The organism is Natrononativus sp. DTA114, assembly GCF_059736515.1.
Window position 1 is genome coordinate 605,835 of record NZ_JCASSN010000001.1, and the last position, 15,643, is coordinate 621,477.

Here is a 15,643-nt window from a genome sequence, read left to right on the forward strand (position 1 = left end):
GCGACCGGTAACGTCAACCGCCAGGTCATCGAACACGACCGACAGCCATGTTTCGCCGCGCCGATCATCACGCGAAAACGCCCGCCCGCGAGACCGCCCTCGCCTGCCTCGAGGCCGGGATTCGCGCGGCGAACCCCGCAACCGACGTCGAGAACCGGCTCGTACTCGATGGTGACGTGCTGCGGATCGACGACCGCGAGTACGACCTCGCGGCGTACTGCCGGGTCGTCCTCTGCGGCGGGGGGAAGGCCGCCGTCGGCGCGGCCCGCGCCCTCGAGTCGCTTCTCGGCGACCGCCTCGAGGAGGGGGTCGTCGTCCCGCCAGAGCCTCCGGAATCCGCAGACGGCCGACTCGAGTATCTCCCGGGGGACCATCCGACGCCGAGCGAGCGAAACGTGGCGGCGACCGAGCGGCTGCTCGAGGTTGCCGACCGCGCCGACGCCGACACCCTGCTCCTCGCGGTGATCACCGGCGGCGCGAGCGCGCTCTGGTGTGCGCCCGCCGAGGGGCTCTCGCTTTCCGACCTCGCAGCGACGAGCGACGCGCTGCTCGCTTCCGGAGCCTCGATCGACGAGATCAACGCCGTCCGCAAACACTGCTCGGCGATCAAAGGGGGCCAGTTGGCTCGAGCGGCGGCGCCCGCGACGGTCATCACCCTCGCGATCAGTGATGTCGTCGGCGACGATCCCACGGTAATCGGCAGCGGGCCGACGGTTCCCGACGAATCGACGTTCGCGGACGCCCTCGCGGTCTGCGAGCGCTACGGGCTCGAGGGGGAACTCCCCGAAACGGTGGTGCGCCGACTCGAGGCCGGCGTTGCCGGGGAGGTCCCGGAGACCCCGGGCGCGAGCGATCCGCCCTTCGAATCGACCCCGCTCGAGTGGCACCTGCTCGCCAACAATCGGACCGCCGTCGACGCCGCCCGCGAGGTCGCCGCGGAGCGGGGCTACGGGACGCTGGTGCTCTCGAGCCGCCTCCGCGGCGAGGCGCGCGAAGCGGGCCGGATGCACGCCGCCGTCGCCGAGGAAATCGTCGCGGCCGGCGATCCCGTAGAACCGCCGGCGGTGGTGCTCTCGGGCGGCGAGGTGACGGTGACGGTTCGCGGCGGCGGAACGGGCGGCCCGAATCAGGAACTCGCGCTGGCGGCGGCGCTCGAGTTCGAAGAGCGGAACACGCCGGCGGTGCTCGCGAGCGTCGACACGGACGGCGTCGACGGGCCGACAGACGTGGCCGGGGCGATGGTCGACCGCGAGACGGTCCGGGAGCCGGACGTCGCCCGAGCGGCGCTCGAGTCGAACGACGTCACTACTGCGCTAGAGGACTGGAATGCGCTGTTGACGTCCGGGTACACGGGAACGAACGTCAACGACCTGCGGGTACTCGTCCTCGAGGCGTGAGTCGCCGAACCGCGCGGGCGAGAGCCCGTCTCGAACCGAATCGCTGAACAGGCTTATACTGTTAGCGAGCGTACAGTACCTGATTCGAAGACGCCACCCGGTTTTTCTTGCGGGCTGTGTTCCTCCGAGTCGAGGTAGACATGTCATTACACCCCACGTCAGTCGAACGAGGTACCGAACCGGACGTCGCACCGGGCTGGGTGAACGCGAGCGCAATCAGTGCGATCGGCGGTGGCGTACTGCTCATGGCCGTCGGGCTTGCGCTCTTCACCGTACTCGACGAAGCACAGTTCGCGATCGTCGATCCGCTCGGCGTGATCGCGTTCCTCCTCATTGCACTCGGGTTGCCGGCGCTGTACGTAACCGAGCGGGAGCGATTCACCCGCCTCGAGCGGGTCGGCTTCGGCCTGTTCGCCGTCGGCTGGATCGGCGCGGTGATCGCGCTTCCCGTCGCGACGGTCACGATGCCGCCGGTTTCGGAGGCGGCGTTCCTCGTGTTCCTGGTCGCCGTCCTCGCCGCGATCGTCGGCGCGATCGCGTTCGGGGCGGCGAGTCTCCGGAACGAGGCGACGACGGTGCCCCGACTCAGCGCCTGGTTGTTCGTCCTCGCGCTGCCGATCGGCGTTCCGATCGCCGCCGCGTTCACCACCTACGTCATGGGGCAACTCGCCGACCCCTGGGCGGGACCGTTCGTCTGCTTCGGGATCGCCTGGATGGCGATCGGTCGCCACATTCGACGCGACCACGGCTTCGTCCAGAATCGAGAGACGACGGCCTGAGACCGATCGAACGAGAACTCGAGCGAAACGGTTCGCTCGTCGGATTGTGACCGTTCGCGACCGACGCTCGACGAGTCGCTACCGCAGACAGGCCGCGACGACCTCGAGCATGTCCTCGCCTTTTACCTCGTCGGCGAACAGCGGCACCCGCCTGACGTCGGTGCCGCGGAACAGTTCGTGGGCCTCGGCCAGCGCCGACTGCTGGACGTCCCAGCGCCGCTGACAGAACTCACAGCTCTCGAGATCGGGTTCCAGGAACTCCCCGCGGACGTCGTCTGTCACCTCTGCCAGCGGCTCCATCACGCGGTTGACGACGACGGTGCTGACGGGGATGTCGAACTCGTTCAGCTGTTCGCGCAGTCGTTTCGACTCGAGAACGCTCATCTGCTCGGGGACGAGCACGATCCGGAAGTCGGTGCGCTCGGGATCCCGCAGGGTGGCCCGCAGGCGCTCGATCCGCTCGCGGAGGATCTCGAGGTCCTGGAGGTCCTCGCCCTCCTGGGGCACCTCGTTCCCGAACATCTCCTTGATGCCGTCGACCATGCTGCCGATGCGCTGGCGGAAGGCGATCATCCGCCCCATCATCGTGTCCATGATCTCGGGTAACTGGAGCAGTCGGAGGGTGTGACCGGTGGGCGCGGTGTCGACCACCACGCGATCGAACCGGTCGTCGTCCAGATACTCGAGGAGTGTTTGCATGGCGACGGCCTCGTCGGAGCCGGGCATCGCGCCGCCGAACAGCATCTCCATCGGGGAGTCCTCGCCCATGAACTCACCCAGGCCGCCGAGTGCGTCGGGGCCGCCCTCGGCCGCGAACGCCGCCTGACTGTCCTCCAGCGCCGCGTCGGGGTCGATCTCGGCGGCGTACAGCGGGAGCTCGTCGAAAATCCGCTCCGGTCGGCTCGGGATGTCGGTTTCGAAGGTGTCGGACAGCGAGTGTGCGGGGTCGGTCGAGACGACGAGCGTTCTGGTCCCCCGGCGGGCGCTGTCGAGGGCCGTGGCCGCCGCCATCGTCGTCTTTCCGACGCCGCCTTTCCCCCCGTAGAGGACGTAGCTCGGGCCGTCGACCGGTTCGTCGGACGGCTCGACGTCGATCGTTTCGCGCTCTGCGACGGAGTCGGTCGGCGTCACCTCGATCGTGTTGTCTCCCCTCTCCCCTTCGTCGGCCTCGTCGACCGGTTCGACGTCGAGTCCACTCATAGCCGCCGATAGCCGGCGGCCACACGAGTATTCGTCGGTCTCGCTCGCCACACGAGTGCGCCGAGAGAACGTGTGCTATGTCACACGAACCCATTTATACAGTACTGAGTCGCTAAGGAGATGATAGTCTCTTAATAGCTACCGTTATCTGCCGGGACGCCGTGTCCCTGTACAGGTGGTGGTACGATGACACCGGAACTCTCCCCGAAACCGCGACGAAATCTTCGACGACCGAGCCGACCCCGGACACCTTCCCGTACACCGAGGGCGAACCGGGGCTCCCGCTTCCGGGCGCAGTCGCACGAGGGGTCCTCGCTGCGGCCGAAACTGACGGGTCACGCGAACCGATGCTGGCGTCGGATTCGAGGCGGTGTCCCGACTGCCACGGAGACCTCGTCAACGGGGCCGGTCTGTTCGCCTGTGTCGACTGCGACTGGTACGGATCGCTTCGGTAGCTACATTTCTCGACGTTCTCGAGCGGACGCGGCTGCGCAAACAGTTCCGACGACGATTCCCGAACGCACGGTTCGTCCGGCCCCTTCGGCGCGGGCCTCAGGCCGGCGCCATCGCGTAGTGTAACACGATCGCCAGGAACAGATACACTGCGATGAAGCTTGCAAGACGGATCGTACGCCGGTCTTCCAGCCGCACCGCGGCGACGGTCCCGGTGACGCCGGCTACCAGGTTGGGCCAGGCGGCGACCGACAGCGCCGGCAGAAACGCCATCCGAAGGGCGTGGGCGTACTGATCGACCACGACGGGGAGCGTCTCGAGCGAGCCGCTCGAGTACACTGCCGCCCCGGTCACGACACCGAAAGCGAGGACGAGCGATCCGACCCCCGTTTCGGCGAGTTCCTCGAGTTCCGACATACTATATCGAGATAGACACTATTTCTAAACCAATCGTGTGTCACACGACGCCGTTTAAATACTCCGTCGGTGGAGGGTGACGGTCGCAGCCGGTTCGACCGGGCCGGGCGGTTATCCGAAATAGGTCGCCAGCCGTTCCGCTGCCTCCTCGACGCGCGGGGTGACCAGCGCGAACCGGAGCCACTCCTCGCGGGCCGTGCCGAACGCCTCGCCCGGCATGCCGGCGACGCCGGTCTCGTCGATCAGTCGCTCGACGTTCTCGAGGGTGCCCGGATACCCCTCGAAGCGGGCCATCACGTAGAACGAGCCGTCGGGGCGGGTGTAGTCCGCCCCCGCCGCGTCGAGAGCGTCGGTGAACGTCTCGACCCGCTCGCGAAGGAGTTCCCGATTGGCCTCGTAGTAGGCGGGATCGGTTTCCCGAAGGGCGCGGAGGACAGCGTACTGGGAGGGACGGCTGCCGGCGACGTTGACGAGCATGTGCCGACTCCTGGCGTTGTCGACCAGTTCCGGCGGGAAAATCGCGTAGCCGACCCGGAAGCCCGTGATCGCCATCGACTTCGAGAAGGCGTTGGTGACGATGCAGTGATCCGAGTCGAACTGCAGGGCGCTCGCGAACTCCCCGGAGAGGTCGAAGTGATCGTACACCTCGTCGCTGATGAGGATCGCGTCGTTCTCTTCGGCGATTTCGACGAGTTCGGCCACTACCGACTCGGGGTACACCGCCCCCGTCGGGTTGTTGGGCGAGTTAGCGACGATCGCCGCGGTCTCCTCGCTCGCTGCCGCCCGAACGGCCGCTGGGTCGAGGTGGCCGTCCGCGGCCGTCGGAACGAACCGCTGGCGTCCGCCGAGCATCGTCGTCTTCCCCGGATAGTACGGGTAGACGGGATCGGTGAGGACGAACTCCGTTCCCGCGTCTCGCTCGAGCGCCCGCGCCATCGCGAGGTAGTTGGCCTCGCCCGCGCCGTGTGTGATGACGATCCGGTCGACGTCGACACCGCGTCGGTCGGCGATCTCCTCGCGGAGCTCCCGGAGCCCGTCGCTGGGCGGGTACTGGAACTGGTCGGGTTCGAAATCGGCGTACTCCCGTAAGCCGTCCCGAAGCGCCTCGGGCGGCTCCCAGTCGGGGTTCCCGCTCACCATGTCGATCACGTCTCGCTCCGCCCGTGCCGCATACCCCATCACATGGAAGAACAGCGGCGTCTCGTACTCCATAATACCTCTGTGCGGGCTCGAACCGTGGTTCTTTCGTCATCGATCGTGCTCTCGAGAGCGGTTCGTGATCACAGCGAGACGAACGTCCATACGTACCGGGCACGTAGCGTTCGCTATGGCCGATATCGATCCCGACTCGGAACCGCTCGAGTTCGACCCCGAAGCTGTGGTCCGCCAGTACTACGACCGCGTGGATAGAGAAGACGTGGAGGGACTGCTCGCACTGTTCGCCGATGAGATCCGCTACGATCGACCGGGCCAGGACGCCATCGAGGGGAAGGCGGCGCTCCGGGCGTTCTACGAGCAGGATCGGCCGCTCGAGGACGGCTCCCACGAGGTGGCGCAGGTACTGGTCGACGGCCGTCACGTCGCCGTTCGGGGGACGTTCTCGGGAGTGCAGAACGGCGAGCCGGTCGCCTTCGACTTCGCTGACCACCACGAGTTCGACGCGGACGGGCTGATCACCAACCGGTGGACGTACACGGACCGGGATACTGTCTGACCCGGTCCCTCGCTCAGCCGCGAGCCGGAGCCAGGACGCAAGCCAAACGTTTGACAACCGTCGCGTCCCTCGAGGACGGTATGAACGACGACATCGACCGCGAACTCCCGATGCGGGTGGCGGACGCCCTCCGCGAGCGGGAGGCGACCCTCGCCGTGGCGGAGTCTTGCACCGGCGGCCTCGTTGGCGCGGCGATCACTGCTGTTCCGGGCGCGACAGACTACTTCGACAGCGGCCTGACGACCTACGCCTACGACGCCAAGCGCCGCCACCTGGGGGTGAGCCGCGAGGCGCTCGACGAGTACGGGGCCGTCTCGGAGTCGGTCGCCCGGGAGATGGCTCGCGGCGTCCGCGACGTCTCAGACGTGACCTGGGGGCTCGCGACGACCGGCGTCGCCGGCCCGACCGGCGGCACCGAGGAGGACCCCGTCGGAACCGTCTACATCGGGGTCGCCTACGCCGGCCCGTGGGGAAGTGAGACGTCCTACGCGACCGTCTCGCGCTACGTCTTCGACGGCGACCGGGCCGCCGTGCGTGCGAAGACCGTCGAGCAGGCGCTCGCAGACGTCCTCGAGGAAGTCGAGGCGACGTCAGTCCCCGCGGACGGATAGTCCTCGAAAGAAAACTATTCGGTGGTCCCCCGAGCAGGTGGAGGTGATGAACAAACGGGGACACGTCCTCAACGCCGTATTGTTGAGCATCGGGCTGGGGTATCTCCTCGAGCCCACGGGCGACGAGACGACGTTCGCGATGATCGTCGCGATCGGGGTGCCGGTCATGCTCGGGGCGCTGTTTCCGGACGTCGATACCGCCTTCGGCCGCCACCGGAAGACGCTGCACAACCTGCCGATTCTCGGGGCGTTCGTGGCGTTTCCGCTCTACTTCGCGAACCTTCAGTTCGTCTGGGTCGGCGTGTTGACCCACTACATCCTCGACGTGGCGGGGAGCAAACGGGGGATCGCACTGTTCTACCCCGTCTGGAAGCGGGAGTTCGGCCTGCCGCTGGGGGTTCCGGTCAGCAGCAAGTGGGCCGATCTCGTGATGATCCTCGTCACGGTGGCGGAACTCGCCGTCGCGGCGGCAGTTATCTATCTGGCTCCCGAGTGGCTCCACGAACTGGGGCTGCAGGCGCTCGGGATCTGAGAGAGCACGCCAGTCGACAAGTGGTAGTCGCTCGAGAAAGTCGGCTTTCCTTCCGAGAAAGGGTCATAACGACCCGCGAGAGAACGATCCGTGAACGTCTATGGGAACCCCCATCAGTCGAACACGCCCGAACGTACAGTACGACGCGCCATCGGGGCTCGTAACCGCTATCGGCGCACTGTTCGGTATCGCTGGTGTCACATACGTGGTCACCCATCCGGAGCCGCTGACCACGTGGATGGTCGAACTCGCACTCGTCACCGTACCGGCCGCTGCGGTCGTCTACGGCGGCTACTGGATCGCCCGCTACGCGGCCAGTGAGATCCGCTGGGGTCTCGTGCGGTGGTATCTCACGGGAACGATCGTTGCGGGAGCGCTCGTCGGCGGCTACGTCGGGGCCGAACTGTTCGCGGGTGGCAGTATCGGCGAGCCAGTGCTTCCGGTGCTTCTCGGCGGGCTAGGTGGCGGCTTCGTCGCGCTGTTCGCCGCGATCTCGGCGATCCGGTACCAGTCCGCGGCACTCGAGACCGACGACCACGCCCGACAGGTCGCGGCCGCCCCGCGGACGCTCTCGGCCGACGCCCGAACGTTCGCACGACTCGCCGCCGACTCGCGCTCGTGGACTGTCGTCGGTGTGCTCCTGCGCGCAGACGGGCCGCTCGAGGTCGAGACGATCGCCCACGAGGTCGCCGCGGCCGATGGAACCGACCCGGACGCGGTGTACGTAGATCTGCTCCACGCCCGCCTCCCGAGGCTGGCCGACAGTGGGCTGATACAGTTCGATACCGGGGCGGCCGTCGTCAGACCCACGGAACGGCTCTCCGAGGTCGTCGACGCGAGCGGTGAACTGGCCGTGGCGGACGACCGCCCGGGCGAGAAGAAAATCGGCTGATCAGTCGCGGTTCGGCGTCCACTCCTCGCAGGCATCCATATCGTTCATCGTCTCGCCTCGGTCCCGACAGTAGGGCGTCATGCCGGTGTCAGCACGGACGTACTCGAAGTGTCTGCAGTTGCCACAGTAGCGATCCGTCGGCGCAGGCTGTTCGGGTGCGTCGACGATTTCGGCGTCTCTGCCGTCCCCGCCGGCCGGTTCGTCGAGGGGTGATCGAAGCGTCGAGGCGGCCGACCCGCCGTCGCTCGCGGGCGTGCTCGCGGCCGGCCGTCGGTTTCGTCGTCGCCGCTCGGACCGCTCCGTTCCGGCGGCGGCGTTCGTCTGGGTTTCGACGTCACCATCGGGCGTGTTACCGAGGAAGCCGATGCTACCGAGTCCACCGTTTTCGGGCTCGACTTCGACGATTTTCGTCTCGCCGCGGCGAGTGACGTGCATCTCGAGGGTGCCACCGGGGTCGTTACGCGTTTTGAAGTTGACGACGGCGGTGAACAGACACCAGACGGCGGCGAACAGCCCGACGAGGTAGACGGCGGCGACGTAGAAGGTCAGATCCTGGCCGTGGCCGTCCCAGTGGGCGGGGTAGGCATACGAGAAGAGGGCCACACCGAGGAGACAGATGGTCGCGCTGATCGCGGCGGCAGCACGGGTTCGGCGTCCCGTCGGGAGGACAGTGAAGACGCCGACGAGCGCAACGGGGACCGCCAACCCGCCCAGAATGCCACCGTATCGCCTGCTGTCGAGTGACCCGGCCATGTAGCCGGCGAACAGATCGGTCGTCGCCACGACGATCGCCAGCACCGCGAGAGCCGCCCCGAGGACCACCAGTCCCAGCCCCGCGTACACCCGCCGGAGGCTCGACACCTCCCGAGCGTTACCTTCGTACGCCTCCGTCAGACTTGTCATGCTCAAGACGTTCACACTCATTCCACAAAACAATACGTCAGACACGTGCCACTGAACAGAGAGGTCCGGGGTCAGTCGAAACGAAAGCTTGAATCGACGCGCTTGCGAACGCTCGCCCATGAGTGACGAGGAAGCGGAGGAAGAGCCAGCCGTCGAACTCGGCGAGGAGACGCCCGTCGAGGGCGCACCGCTCGCTCGCGTAACCTCCCGACTGACCTGGCCCAAACAGAAGAGCGAAGTCGACCGACTCGAGGGCGAGAGCGTAATTCGCACGCCAGCCGGCCCGCGAGAGCTCTCGGACGTGATCGCCTCGATCGACGAAACCTACTTCGAGCGCCGCCAGGAGTTCGAAGACCACGCCCGGGACGTGATCGGCAGCGGCCCGGTCCGAACCGCAGACGAGTAACGTGCCGGACGAACCCGAGCACCACGACGCGCTCGCCCGGGTTCGTGACCGCGTTGGCAGTCTTTCCTGGTTTCAGAAGTCGCTGTTGACGGGAGCGGTGCTGACGGTGCTCTGGATGCAGTTCGTCCCGCGAGCGCTCGGTCCGCGCGTCGTCGTCGACGGTCTGATTCTGATCGTCGGCCCGCTCGCCCTCGGCTTCTCACACGGCCGATCGATCGGGTGGCGAATCGATCGCCTCGCCGTTCGCAACGCGATACTGCTCGCGATGTTCGTCCTCCCGTTTTACCTCGTGGGATCGACGCTGCCGACCATCCGCGAGTTCTACCCGATCTGGGAAACGTCGGCCGCACCCGCCGAGTTCGTCCCGCACGCGGCCAAACTCTTTCTGCTCGCGCTGGCCGCCGAGACCTACTACCGCGGGCTGCTCTGTGTCGGCGTGAAGGATATCGGATTCAAGGCCGTGTTCATTAGCCCTGTCGTCTACATGATTCACCACGCCGGAAAGCCGCCGATCGAGTTCCTGCTGTCGGGGCCAACGGACGTCCTCTTCGGCGCCGTCGACTACAAGTCGAACTCGATCCTCCCGTCGGTGATCGCCCACGGGGCCGGGCTGGTATTACTCGACTGGCTCGTCCTCCACGACCCGATCTTCGATCCCGAACCGGCGCTGCGGTGGCTCGAGTGGCTTCCGGTCCCGCTCTGAGGGCGTTCGAGGCCGACGGAACCGGCAGTTGCCGATGGGAAACACGTTTTCAGGACGAACCCCGAAGGGCAGGACATGGCACTCCCGATCGATCCCGCGGCGATCGACCCCGAACAGTACGGCGAGAAGCGAACCACCCTCGAGATGGGCCACGAGGAAGCCATCGAGCACGTCCGCAAGGTATTCACCGACGCCGGCTTCGGCGTTCCCGTCGAGTTCTCGCCCTCCGAGTTACTGAACGAGAAGGTCGACGCCGACCGCGATCCCTACTACGTCCTCGGGGCCTGCAACCCCGAAATCGCCGACCGCGTGCTGGACGTCACGAAGGAGATGGGCGGGTTGTTCCCGTGTAACGTCATTGTCTGGGAGAAAGAGCCGGGAACGCAGGTCGTCTACCACGTCTCGATCATGAAGATCGCCCGCCTGCTCGGTATCGCTCCCGACGACGAGGAGTGGCAAGAGATCGTCGATGAAACCGGCGAGCGGGTCGATTCGGCGTTTGCGGACCTCTAACGATCCAGCTTTCCGTCCGGATCGACCGGCGAGCGCGACGCCTGCGCTCAGTCCTCGTCTTCGGACCGATTAGCACCGTCGTCCGCCGCCTCGGACTCGAGCAACTGCTCCGCGTCGTGGCGGATGTAGCCCGACGTGATCGCGAGGACCGCGACGACGAACAGTGGAACCCCGACGAGGAGAACCAGGATCGCGACGATCGAGAGGAGACTCGAGGCGAGGACAGCGCCAATCATGGGTCGACCGACGAGAACTGGCGGCTTAGTTTGTGGTGGTCCGGCGGTTGCGGCTGCGTTTCCGGAGCCGATACGGGAACCGTCCGGTCACTCGAACGCGCTCAGATTCGACTGGAGTCCGGCTGCAAGCTCCGACTTCCGCTGGAGGCGGCCGTGGCTCACCGGCAGCCGCGCCGCGACGGTGGCGACCGCCTCGTGGAAGGTCTCCGCCGTCCCGAACTCGCCGTCGAAGGCGTTGCGGACGCTCTCGCGGACCTGCCAGACGCCCACCGGTGCCCAGTAGTCGTCCGACACCTCCCGGAGGACGAGACACTTCGCCTGCCGCCCGATCGACTCGAGGTGCTCTAACACGCCCAGGCGGGCCGCGTAGTAGGCGCCGGCGGTCTCCTCGACGTAACTCGAGCGGCCCTCGAACCCCTCGGCGGCGCTCGCCATCCAGACTCCTGCACCAGGATCGGGGTTCCAGATGCTCCCCGGCGCCTTCATCTCGACGAGTTCGTACTCCCAGTTGCCGGGTGCGAGGATCACCCAGTAGCGGTTACCCATGTACTCGTTGGCCCAGACCTGTACCTCGTCGACGCTCGGGGCGTTTCGAATCCGACCGCGGAGATACTGGCCGACGGTGTCGTCGACGGCCGTGATCGACCACCGCGTCGGCACCAGCCGTCGCTGGGCCGCCTCGCCCAGCGCGCCCGCCGAGAGGATCGAGTTGATCTCGTAGACGTCGAACCCGCGCCGGTAGAGGTAGGTCATCGCGCCCTGGGCCTGCCAGTCGTCGTCCTCGAGGGTCTTTTTCACCGGCCGCGGGACGTGGGGATTCTCCCGAAGTTCGGCGTCCTTCGCGTTCGCGCGTGGCCCCCCCGGGGTTGCCACGTCAGTCCCGGCCTCGAGTCCGAGGTCGGGCGTGCTCTCGAGGCCGATCTCGAGGTCGACCGGTCGGTCCGAGATGGCGACTTCGCGCTGGACGCCGACGAAGCCGTCCCAAGTGTCGTGGACGGAGGGCGCGAGCCGACTCGCGATCCCCGGCGAATCGACGTTGGCGGGTTTGCTCGAGTTCAGTAGTCCTGTGCGGCGCTGGAGGACGTCGTCGATGCCGTACCCCTGTCGGTACCAGTTGCCGTCGGTGACGTACTCCTCGGCGGCCGCCTCGTCGCCGACCGGCGAGAGCACGCCCACGGGGATGTCGGGGTAGTTCGACCGCCCGACGAAGATCGAGGGCGAGGTCGATCCGACGAGCGAGTCTCCGGAGAGCGCCTGCTCGAAGTTGCGCTCGAAGCGCTCGATGTGATCCGTGATCGCGTAGGACTTCTCCTTCGCGAGGCGCCGTCGCTCGGCCTCCTCGTCGGGCTCTAACTCCTCGATGTAGTCGTCGAGGCGCATTCACTCGAGGTAGGGTCGGCGCGGGTTTGAATGTTGAGTTCGGCGTCGTCGCCGGAGCGCGTTCGCCGTCCGGGACAACCGGGATGTTTTTCATCGTGTTGGCTAAACGATCGGACAGCAGTGAGCGAGGAGTACAATCGGTCGGAGCTGTTTGCCCTCCTCGACGACGAGTACGCGCGGACGATCCTCACGGAAACAAGCATCGAACCCATGTCAGCCAGCACCCTGAGCGACCGCTGTGACGCGTCCCTGCCGACGGTTTACCGCCGACTCGATCGGCTTCGGGAGTGCAACCTCATCAGCGAACGGACGGAACTCGCACCGGACGGCAACCACTACAGCGTCTACGAGGCACGCCTCGACCGGCTCGAGCTCACCCTCGAGGACGGCGAACTCTCGCTCGAGGTGTCGCTGCGCGAGGAGGACGTCGCCGACAAGTTCACCCGAATGTGGGAGGGGCTGCGATGATGACGAGCCCCGTTCGCCTCGACGAGGCGTCGCTGTTCGAGCTCCTGACGGTCGGGACCCTCTTTCTCGTCGCTCTCCTCGGGACGCTCATCGCGATCCAGGCCTACCGCGGCTACCGGCGAAACGACAGCCGCCCGATGCTGTTTCTCGCCGTCGGACTGCTCCTGTTGACGCTGGTTCCGTTCGTGATCAACGTCACCCTCAACACGATCGCGAGCCCGGACGGGGTGACCGTCGTCTTCTTCGAGAACGTCAGTCGGCTACTCGGGTTGCTCGCGATCACGTACTCGCTGTACGGCACGAACTAACCGTCGTCGAGCGAGTCACTCTCGTAAGTATATAAACGGGTGAGCGCGTTTTCTCGGCCTGAACACGCGGTTGCAGATTGATACACCTTCGGGCGAACGTCTCGAACGCAGTTCGCCGGGGACCGCCCGACACTGGCCCTCCACTCCAAGACGGTCGTCGCGCGACCGTGCCTCTGACATCACGGCTATGCGATCGACGGCCCGAGACGGGTTCGCCGGCGAATCGGCACCTTTCAACTCATCGGCGGCCGCCCTGTCCGCCGCCGTCCTCGCTGAACTCGGCCCGTACCCGCCACCGCTCGAGTCCGCTCGAATCGGTGGTACCGCCGAGGATCGCCCGTCTGCGCTCGCCCGGCCGAGACGAGCGGATCGTTCCCAGCGATAGCAAGATTTAGGGTGTCGACAGACCGTGTCTTCGCGCGATGACACGATCTCGAACCGTCGCCCTCCTCGTGCTCGTCGCCACCCTCCTCGCGCTCGGCGGGTGCACGGCGCTCGACTCGAGCGAGCCCGACGGTGAAACGCTCCTCGCGGACGCGCTCTCTCACGACGAGAACGTCACTGACGTGGTGGGCGAACGTACCGTTACCGTCTCGGACGCCGCCGGCGAGTACACCACCACCGAGCAGTTCTGGGAAGCGCCGCCGGATCACGCTCGCATCGAGGTGTCCACCCCTGCAGCGGACGGGCAGAGCGCGGAAACGGTGTTCGTGGTTTCGGAGACCGAGATCTGGCAGTACGAGTCGGACGACCGGGAGGCGACGGCGTTCGACCGCGACAACGTGACCGAGGAGTCGGCGGTCGACGACCTCCTCGAGCGGGTCGACGTTGCCCACGAGGGAACCGACACCGTCGCCGACCGCGAAACCCACGTGGTGAACGTGACGGTCAGAAACGACTCGATCGAGACCGGCGTCGGCCTCCTCGTCGGCGACACCCGCTATGTCTACCCGCTCGAGACCGTCGAACACGACGACATCGAGCTACAGAGCCAGCAGCTCTGGATCGACGACGAGTTCGGATACGTCCTTAAAGAGCGCCAGACGTTCGAGGACGTCGACGGGGGCGAACTCGAGATCGCCGTCGCACACGAGGAGATCGAGTTCAACGCGGGCGTCGACGACGAGCGGTTCCGGCTTCCGGACGACGTGGCCGTCGTCGAGGAGCCGTCGATCGACGAGCGGGAGTTCGACGACCGCGAGTCGGCGCAGCGGTACGCCCCGTTCGACCTCCCGGCGATCGAGCTGCCGGACGCCTACGAGCGAGAGCGCATCTCGGCGGACGAGTACGGCGAGGAACTCACGGTTCACGAGCAGTACTCGGACGGAACGACGACGCTGTGGTTCAGCGTCACCGAGGGCGGACTCCTGCCCGACGATCCAGACCGGGAGGGCGTCGGCGACGTCGACGCGAGCGTCGTCGAACTGGACGCCGTGACGCTGGTCACGTGGGAATGTGGCGGGCTGGAACACGAACTCAGCGCCGACCTCGAGGCCGAGACTTTACTCGAATTCGCCGAGACCGTTTCCTGTGACTGAGTACCGGAGCGAACCCGTCGGGTAGCACGTGCGGCCCGTTTCTTGCAGTAAAAAAGCCGTAGCGAAGTGCGGCGTTAGCCGTGAATGCCCATCGCTTCGATCTGTTCCTGGTAGCGGTTCCGGATCGTCACTTCGGTGACCTGCGCCACGTCGGCGACCTCGCGCTGGGTTTTCTTCTCGTTACACAGCAGCGACGCGGCGTAGATCGCTGCGGCGGCGTAGCCGGTCGGCGACTTCCCCGAAAGAAGGCCTTCCTCGGCCGTCTTCTCGATGATTTCGTTGGCTTTGGTCTGGACCTCCTCGGAGAGTTCGAGTTCGGAACAGAAGCGAGGGACGTACTTCTTCGGGTCGACGGGTCGCATCTCGAGGCCGAGTTCCTGCGAGATGTAGCGATAGGTTCGACCGATCTCTTTCCGTTCGACGCGGGAGACTTCGGAGATCTCTTCGAGGCTGCGCGGGATCCCTTCCTTGCGGCAGGCGGCGTACAGCGCCGAGGTCGCGACTCCTTCGATCGACCGCCCGCGAATGAGGTCTTCCTTGAGCGCCCGCCGGTAGATCACCGATGCGACCTCGCGGACCGACCGTGGGACACCCAGCGCACTCGCCATCCGGTCGATTTCGCTGAGTGCAAATTGCAGGTTCCGTTCGCCCGCGTCCTTGGTTCGGATGCGTTCCTGCCACTTGCGCAGTCGGTGCATCTGACTGCGCTTTTTCGAGGAAATAGAGCGCCCGTAGGCGTCTTTGTCCTTCCAGTCGATGGTCGTCGTCAGCCCCTTGTCGTGCATCGTCTGGGTCGTCGGTGCCCCGACGCGGGACTTCTCCTGTCGTTCCTGGTGATTGAACGCCCGCCATTCTGGGCCGGGGTCGATCTTCTCTTCCTCCACGACGAGCCCACAGTCCTCACAGATGAGCTCACCCCGGTCGGAATCTTTGACAAGATTATCGGATTCACACTCGGGACAGGCACGTACCCCCTCTTGATCCTCGGCCTCGTCCGTCTCGCGCATTCGCTCCCGTTGGCGGGTGGACCGTGTCATCGCACTTTTATAGTAGTAGCACCAGCGTATATAAGTCCTTGGGAAGGATTTTCTACGGGCAGCGGAGTCAGCCGAACGTGGCCATCTCGAGCCCGTCTGTGCCCGGAAATCGGGCTCGAACCGGAAAGGTTTTACTCGGTCTGTTGCGATCGTTTC

General features: G+C 66.1%; 21 protein-coding genes. 13 read left to right on the forward strand and 8 right to left on the reverse strand.

Annotation, left to right across the window (positions count from 1 at the left end):
* Nucleotides 1–47: 47 nt before the first annotated feature.
* On the forward strand, nt 48–1,397 hold the full coding sequence (locus AC6I6S_RS03160) for a glycerate kinase type-2 family protein (RefSeq protein ID WP_497948277.1): 1,350 nt from the start codon (nt 48–50) through the stop codon (nt 1,395–1,397).
* A 140-nt stretch (nt 1,398–1,537) separates the two neighbouring features.
* Nucleotides 1,538–2,176 carry a hypothetical protein gene (locus AC6I6S_RS03165; RefSeq protein WP_497948278.1) on the forward strand — a complete coding sequence of 213 codons (639 nt, stop codon included), beginning with the start codon at nt 1,538–1,540 and terminating at the stop codon, nt 2,174–2,176.
* Nucleotides 2,177–2,254: 78 nt separating this feature from the next.
* Here AC6I6S_RS03165 and AC6I6S_RS03170 read toward each other — a convergent pair whose 3' ends face one another.
* Nucleotides 2,255–3,376, reverse strand: coding sequence for an ArsA family ATPase (locus AC6I6S_RS03170; RefSeq protein WP_497948279.1), 1,122 nt, complete (start codon nt 3,374–3,376; stop codon nt 2,255–2,257).
* 161 nt (nt 3,377–3,537) lie between these two features.
* Between AC6I6S_RS03170 and AC6I6S_RS03175 the strand changes: the two genes are divergently transcribed.
* The gene (locus tag AC6I6S_RS03175) at nt 3,538–3,831 is read left to right on the forward strand and encodes a hypothetical protein (protein WP_497948280.1); all 294 of its coding nucleotides are present in this window, start codon (nt 3,538–3,540) and stop codon (nt 3,829–3,831) included.
* 97 nt (nt 3,832–3,928) lie between these two features.
* On the opposite strand, the gene AC6I6S_RS03180 is transcribed toward AC6I6S_RS03175, so the two are convergent.
* Nucleotides 3,929–4,246 (reverse strand): hypothetical protein, encoded by a 318-nt coding sequence (locus tag AC6I6S_RS03180; RefSeq protein ID WP_497948281.1) that lies wholly within the window; start codon nt 4,244–4,246, stop codon nt 3,929–3,931.
* Nucleotides 4,247–4,357: 111 nt separating this feature from the next.
* A complete protein-coding gene (locus AC6I6S_RS03185; protein WP_497948282.1) occupies nt 4,358–5,458 on the reverse strand; it encodes a pyridoxal phosphate-dependent aminotransferase in 1,101 nt (366 codons plus the stop codon).
* A 115-nt stretch (nt 5,459–5,573) separates the two neighbouring features.
* On the opposite strand from AC6I6S_RS03185, the gene AC6I6S_RS03190 reads away from it, so the two are divergent.
* The 4 genes from AC6I6S_RS03190 to AC6I6S_RS03205 all read left to right on the forward strand — a co-directional run bounded on the left by AC6I6S_RS03190 (nt 5,574) and on the right by AC6I6S_RS03205 (nt 7,995).
* On the forward strand, nt 5,574–5,960 hold the full coding sequence (locus AC6I6S_RS03190) for a nuclear transport factor 2 family protein (protein ID WP_497948283.1): 387 nt from the start codon (nt 5,574–5,576) through the stop codon (nt 5,958–5,960).
* 80 nt (nt 5,961–6,040) lie between these two features.
* Nucleotides 6,041–6,571 (forward strand): CinA family protein, encoded by a 531-nt coding sequence (locus AC6I6S_RS03195; RefSeq protein ID WP_497948284.1) that lies wholly within the window; start codon nt 6,041–6,043, stop codon nt 6,569–6,571.
* 46 nt (nt 6,572–6,617) lie between these two features.
* Nucleotides 6,618–7,103 carry a metal-dependent hydrolase gene (locus AC6I6S_RS03200; RefSeq protein ID WP_497948285.1) on the forward strand — a complete coding sequence of 162 codons (486 nt, stop codon included), beginning with the start codon at nt 6,618–6,620 and terminating at the stop codon, nt 7,101–7,103.
* Nucleotides 7,104–7,203: 100 nt separating this feature from the next.
* Nucleotides 7,204–7,995, forward strand: a complete 792-nt coding sequence (locus AC6I6S_RS03205) for a DUF7344 domain-containing protein (protein ID WP_497948286.1) — start codon at nt 7,204–7,206, stop codon at nt 7,993–7,995.
* On the opposite strand, the gene AC6I6S_RS03210 is transcribed toward AC6I6S_RS03205, so the two are convergent.
* Nucleotides 7,996–8,898: a Yip1 family protein gene (locus AC6I6S_RS03210; protein WP_497948287.1), complete on the reverse strand. Its 903-nt coding sequence runs from the start codon at nt 8,896–8,898 to the stop codon at nt 7,996–7,998. It abuts the gene before it with no gap.
* 118 nt (nt 8,899–9,016) lie between these two features.
* Here AC6I6S_RS03210 and AC6I6S_RS03215 point away from each other — a divergent pair, with 118 nt between their 5' ends.
* The 3 genes from AC6I6S_RS03215 (at nt 9,017) to AC6I6S_RS03225 (ending at nt 10,520) form a co-directional block, all read left to right on the forward strand.
* Entirely contained in the window at nt 9,017–9,304 is a 288-nt protein-coding gene (locus tag AC6I6S_RS03215; protein ID WP_497948288.1) for a DUF5789 family protein, read from the forward strand.
* 1 nt (nt 9,305) lies between these two features.
* Nucleotides 9,306–10,007, forward strand: a complete 702-nt coding sequence (locus AC6I6S_RS03220; protein WP_497948289.1) for a CPBP family glutamic-type intramembrane protease — start codon at nt 9,306–9,308, stop codon at nt 10,005–10,007.
* 75 nt (nt 10,008–10,082) lie between these two features.
* On the forward strand, nt 10,083–10,520 hold the full coding sequence (locus AC6I6S_RS03225; protein WP_497948290.1) for a DUF302 domain-containing protein: 438 nt from the start codon (nt 10,083–10,085) through the stop codon (nt 10,518–10,520).
* A 47-nt stretch (nt 10,521–10,567) separates the two neighbouring features.
* Here the strand turns inward: AC6I6S_RS03225 and AC6I6S_RS03230 are convergent, their stop codons facing one another.
* Nucleotides 10,568–10,756, reverse strand: coding sequence for a hypothetical protein (locus tag AC6I6S_RS03230; RefSeq protein WP_497948291.1), 189 nt, complete (start codon nt 10,754–10,756; stop codon nt 10,568–10,570).
* 87 nt (nt 10,757–10,843) lie between these two features.
* Nucleotides 10,844–12,136 (reverse strand): DNA repair protein NreA, encoded by a 1,293-nt coding sequence (gene nreA, locus AC6I6S_RS03235; RefSeq protein ID WP_497948292.1) that lies wholly within the window; start codon nt 12,134–12,136, stop codon nt 10,844–10,846.
* A gap of 120 nt (nt 12,137–12,256) precedes the next feature.
* Between nreA and AC6I6S_RS03240 the strand changes: the two genes are divergently transcribed.
* Nucleotides 12,257–12,604 carry a helix-turn-helix domain-containing protein gene (locus AC6I6S_RS03240; protein ID WP_497948293.1) on the forward strand — a complete coding sequence of 116 codons (348 nt, stop codon included), beginning with the start codon at nt 12,257–12,259 and terminating at the stop codon, nt 12,602–12,604.
* Nucleotides 12,601–12,912 carry a DUF7521 family protein gene (locus AC6I6S_RS03245; RefSeq protein ID WP_497948294.1) on the forward strand — a complete coding sequence of 104 codons (312 nt, stop codon included), beginning with the start codon at nt 12,601–12,603 and terminating at the stop codon, nt 12,910–12,912. The genes AC6I6S_RS03240 and AC6I6S_RS03245 overlap by 4 nt, the downstream gene beginning before the upstream one ends.
* A 238-nt stretch (nt 12,913–13,150) precedes the next feature.
* Here the strand turns inward: AC6I6S_RS03245 and AC6I6S_RS03250 are convergent, their stop codons facing one another.
* Nucleotides 13,151–13,300, reverse strand: a complete 150-nt coding sequence (locus tag AC6I6S_RS03250; protein ID WP_497948295.1) for a hypothetical protein — start codon at nt 13,298–13,300, stop codon at nt 13,151–13,153.
* Between the two features lie 34 nt (nt 13,301–13,334).
* Here AC6I6S_RS03250 and AC6I6S_RS03255 point away from each other — a divergent pair, with 34 nt between their 5' ends.
* A complete protein-coding gene (locus tag AC6I6S_RS03255; protein ID WP_497948296.1) occupies nt 13,335–14,450 on the forward strand; it encodes a LolA family protein in 1,116 nt (371 codons plus the stop codon).
* A gap of 74 nt (nt 14,451–14,524) precedes the next feature.
* On the opposite strand, the gene AC6I6S_RS03260 is transcribed toward AC6I6S_RS03255, so the two are convergent.
* Nucleotides 14,525–15,487 (reverse strand): transcription initiation factor IIB, encoded by a 963-nt coding sequence (locus tag AC6I6S_RS03260; RefSeq protein WP_255167874.1) that lies wholly within the window; start codon nt 15,485–15,487, stop codon nt 14,525–14,527.
* Nucleotides 15,488–15,643 lie beyond the last annotated feature (156 nt).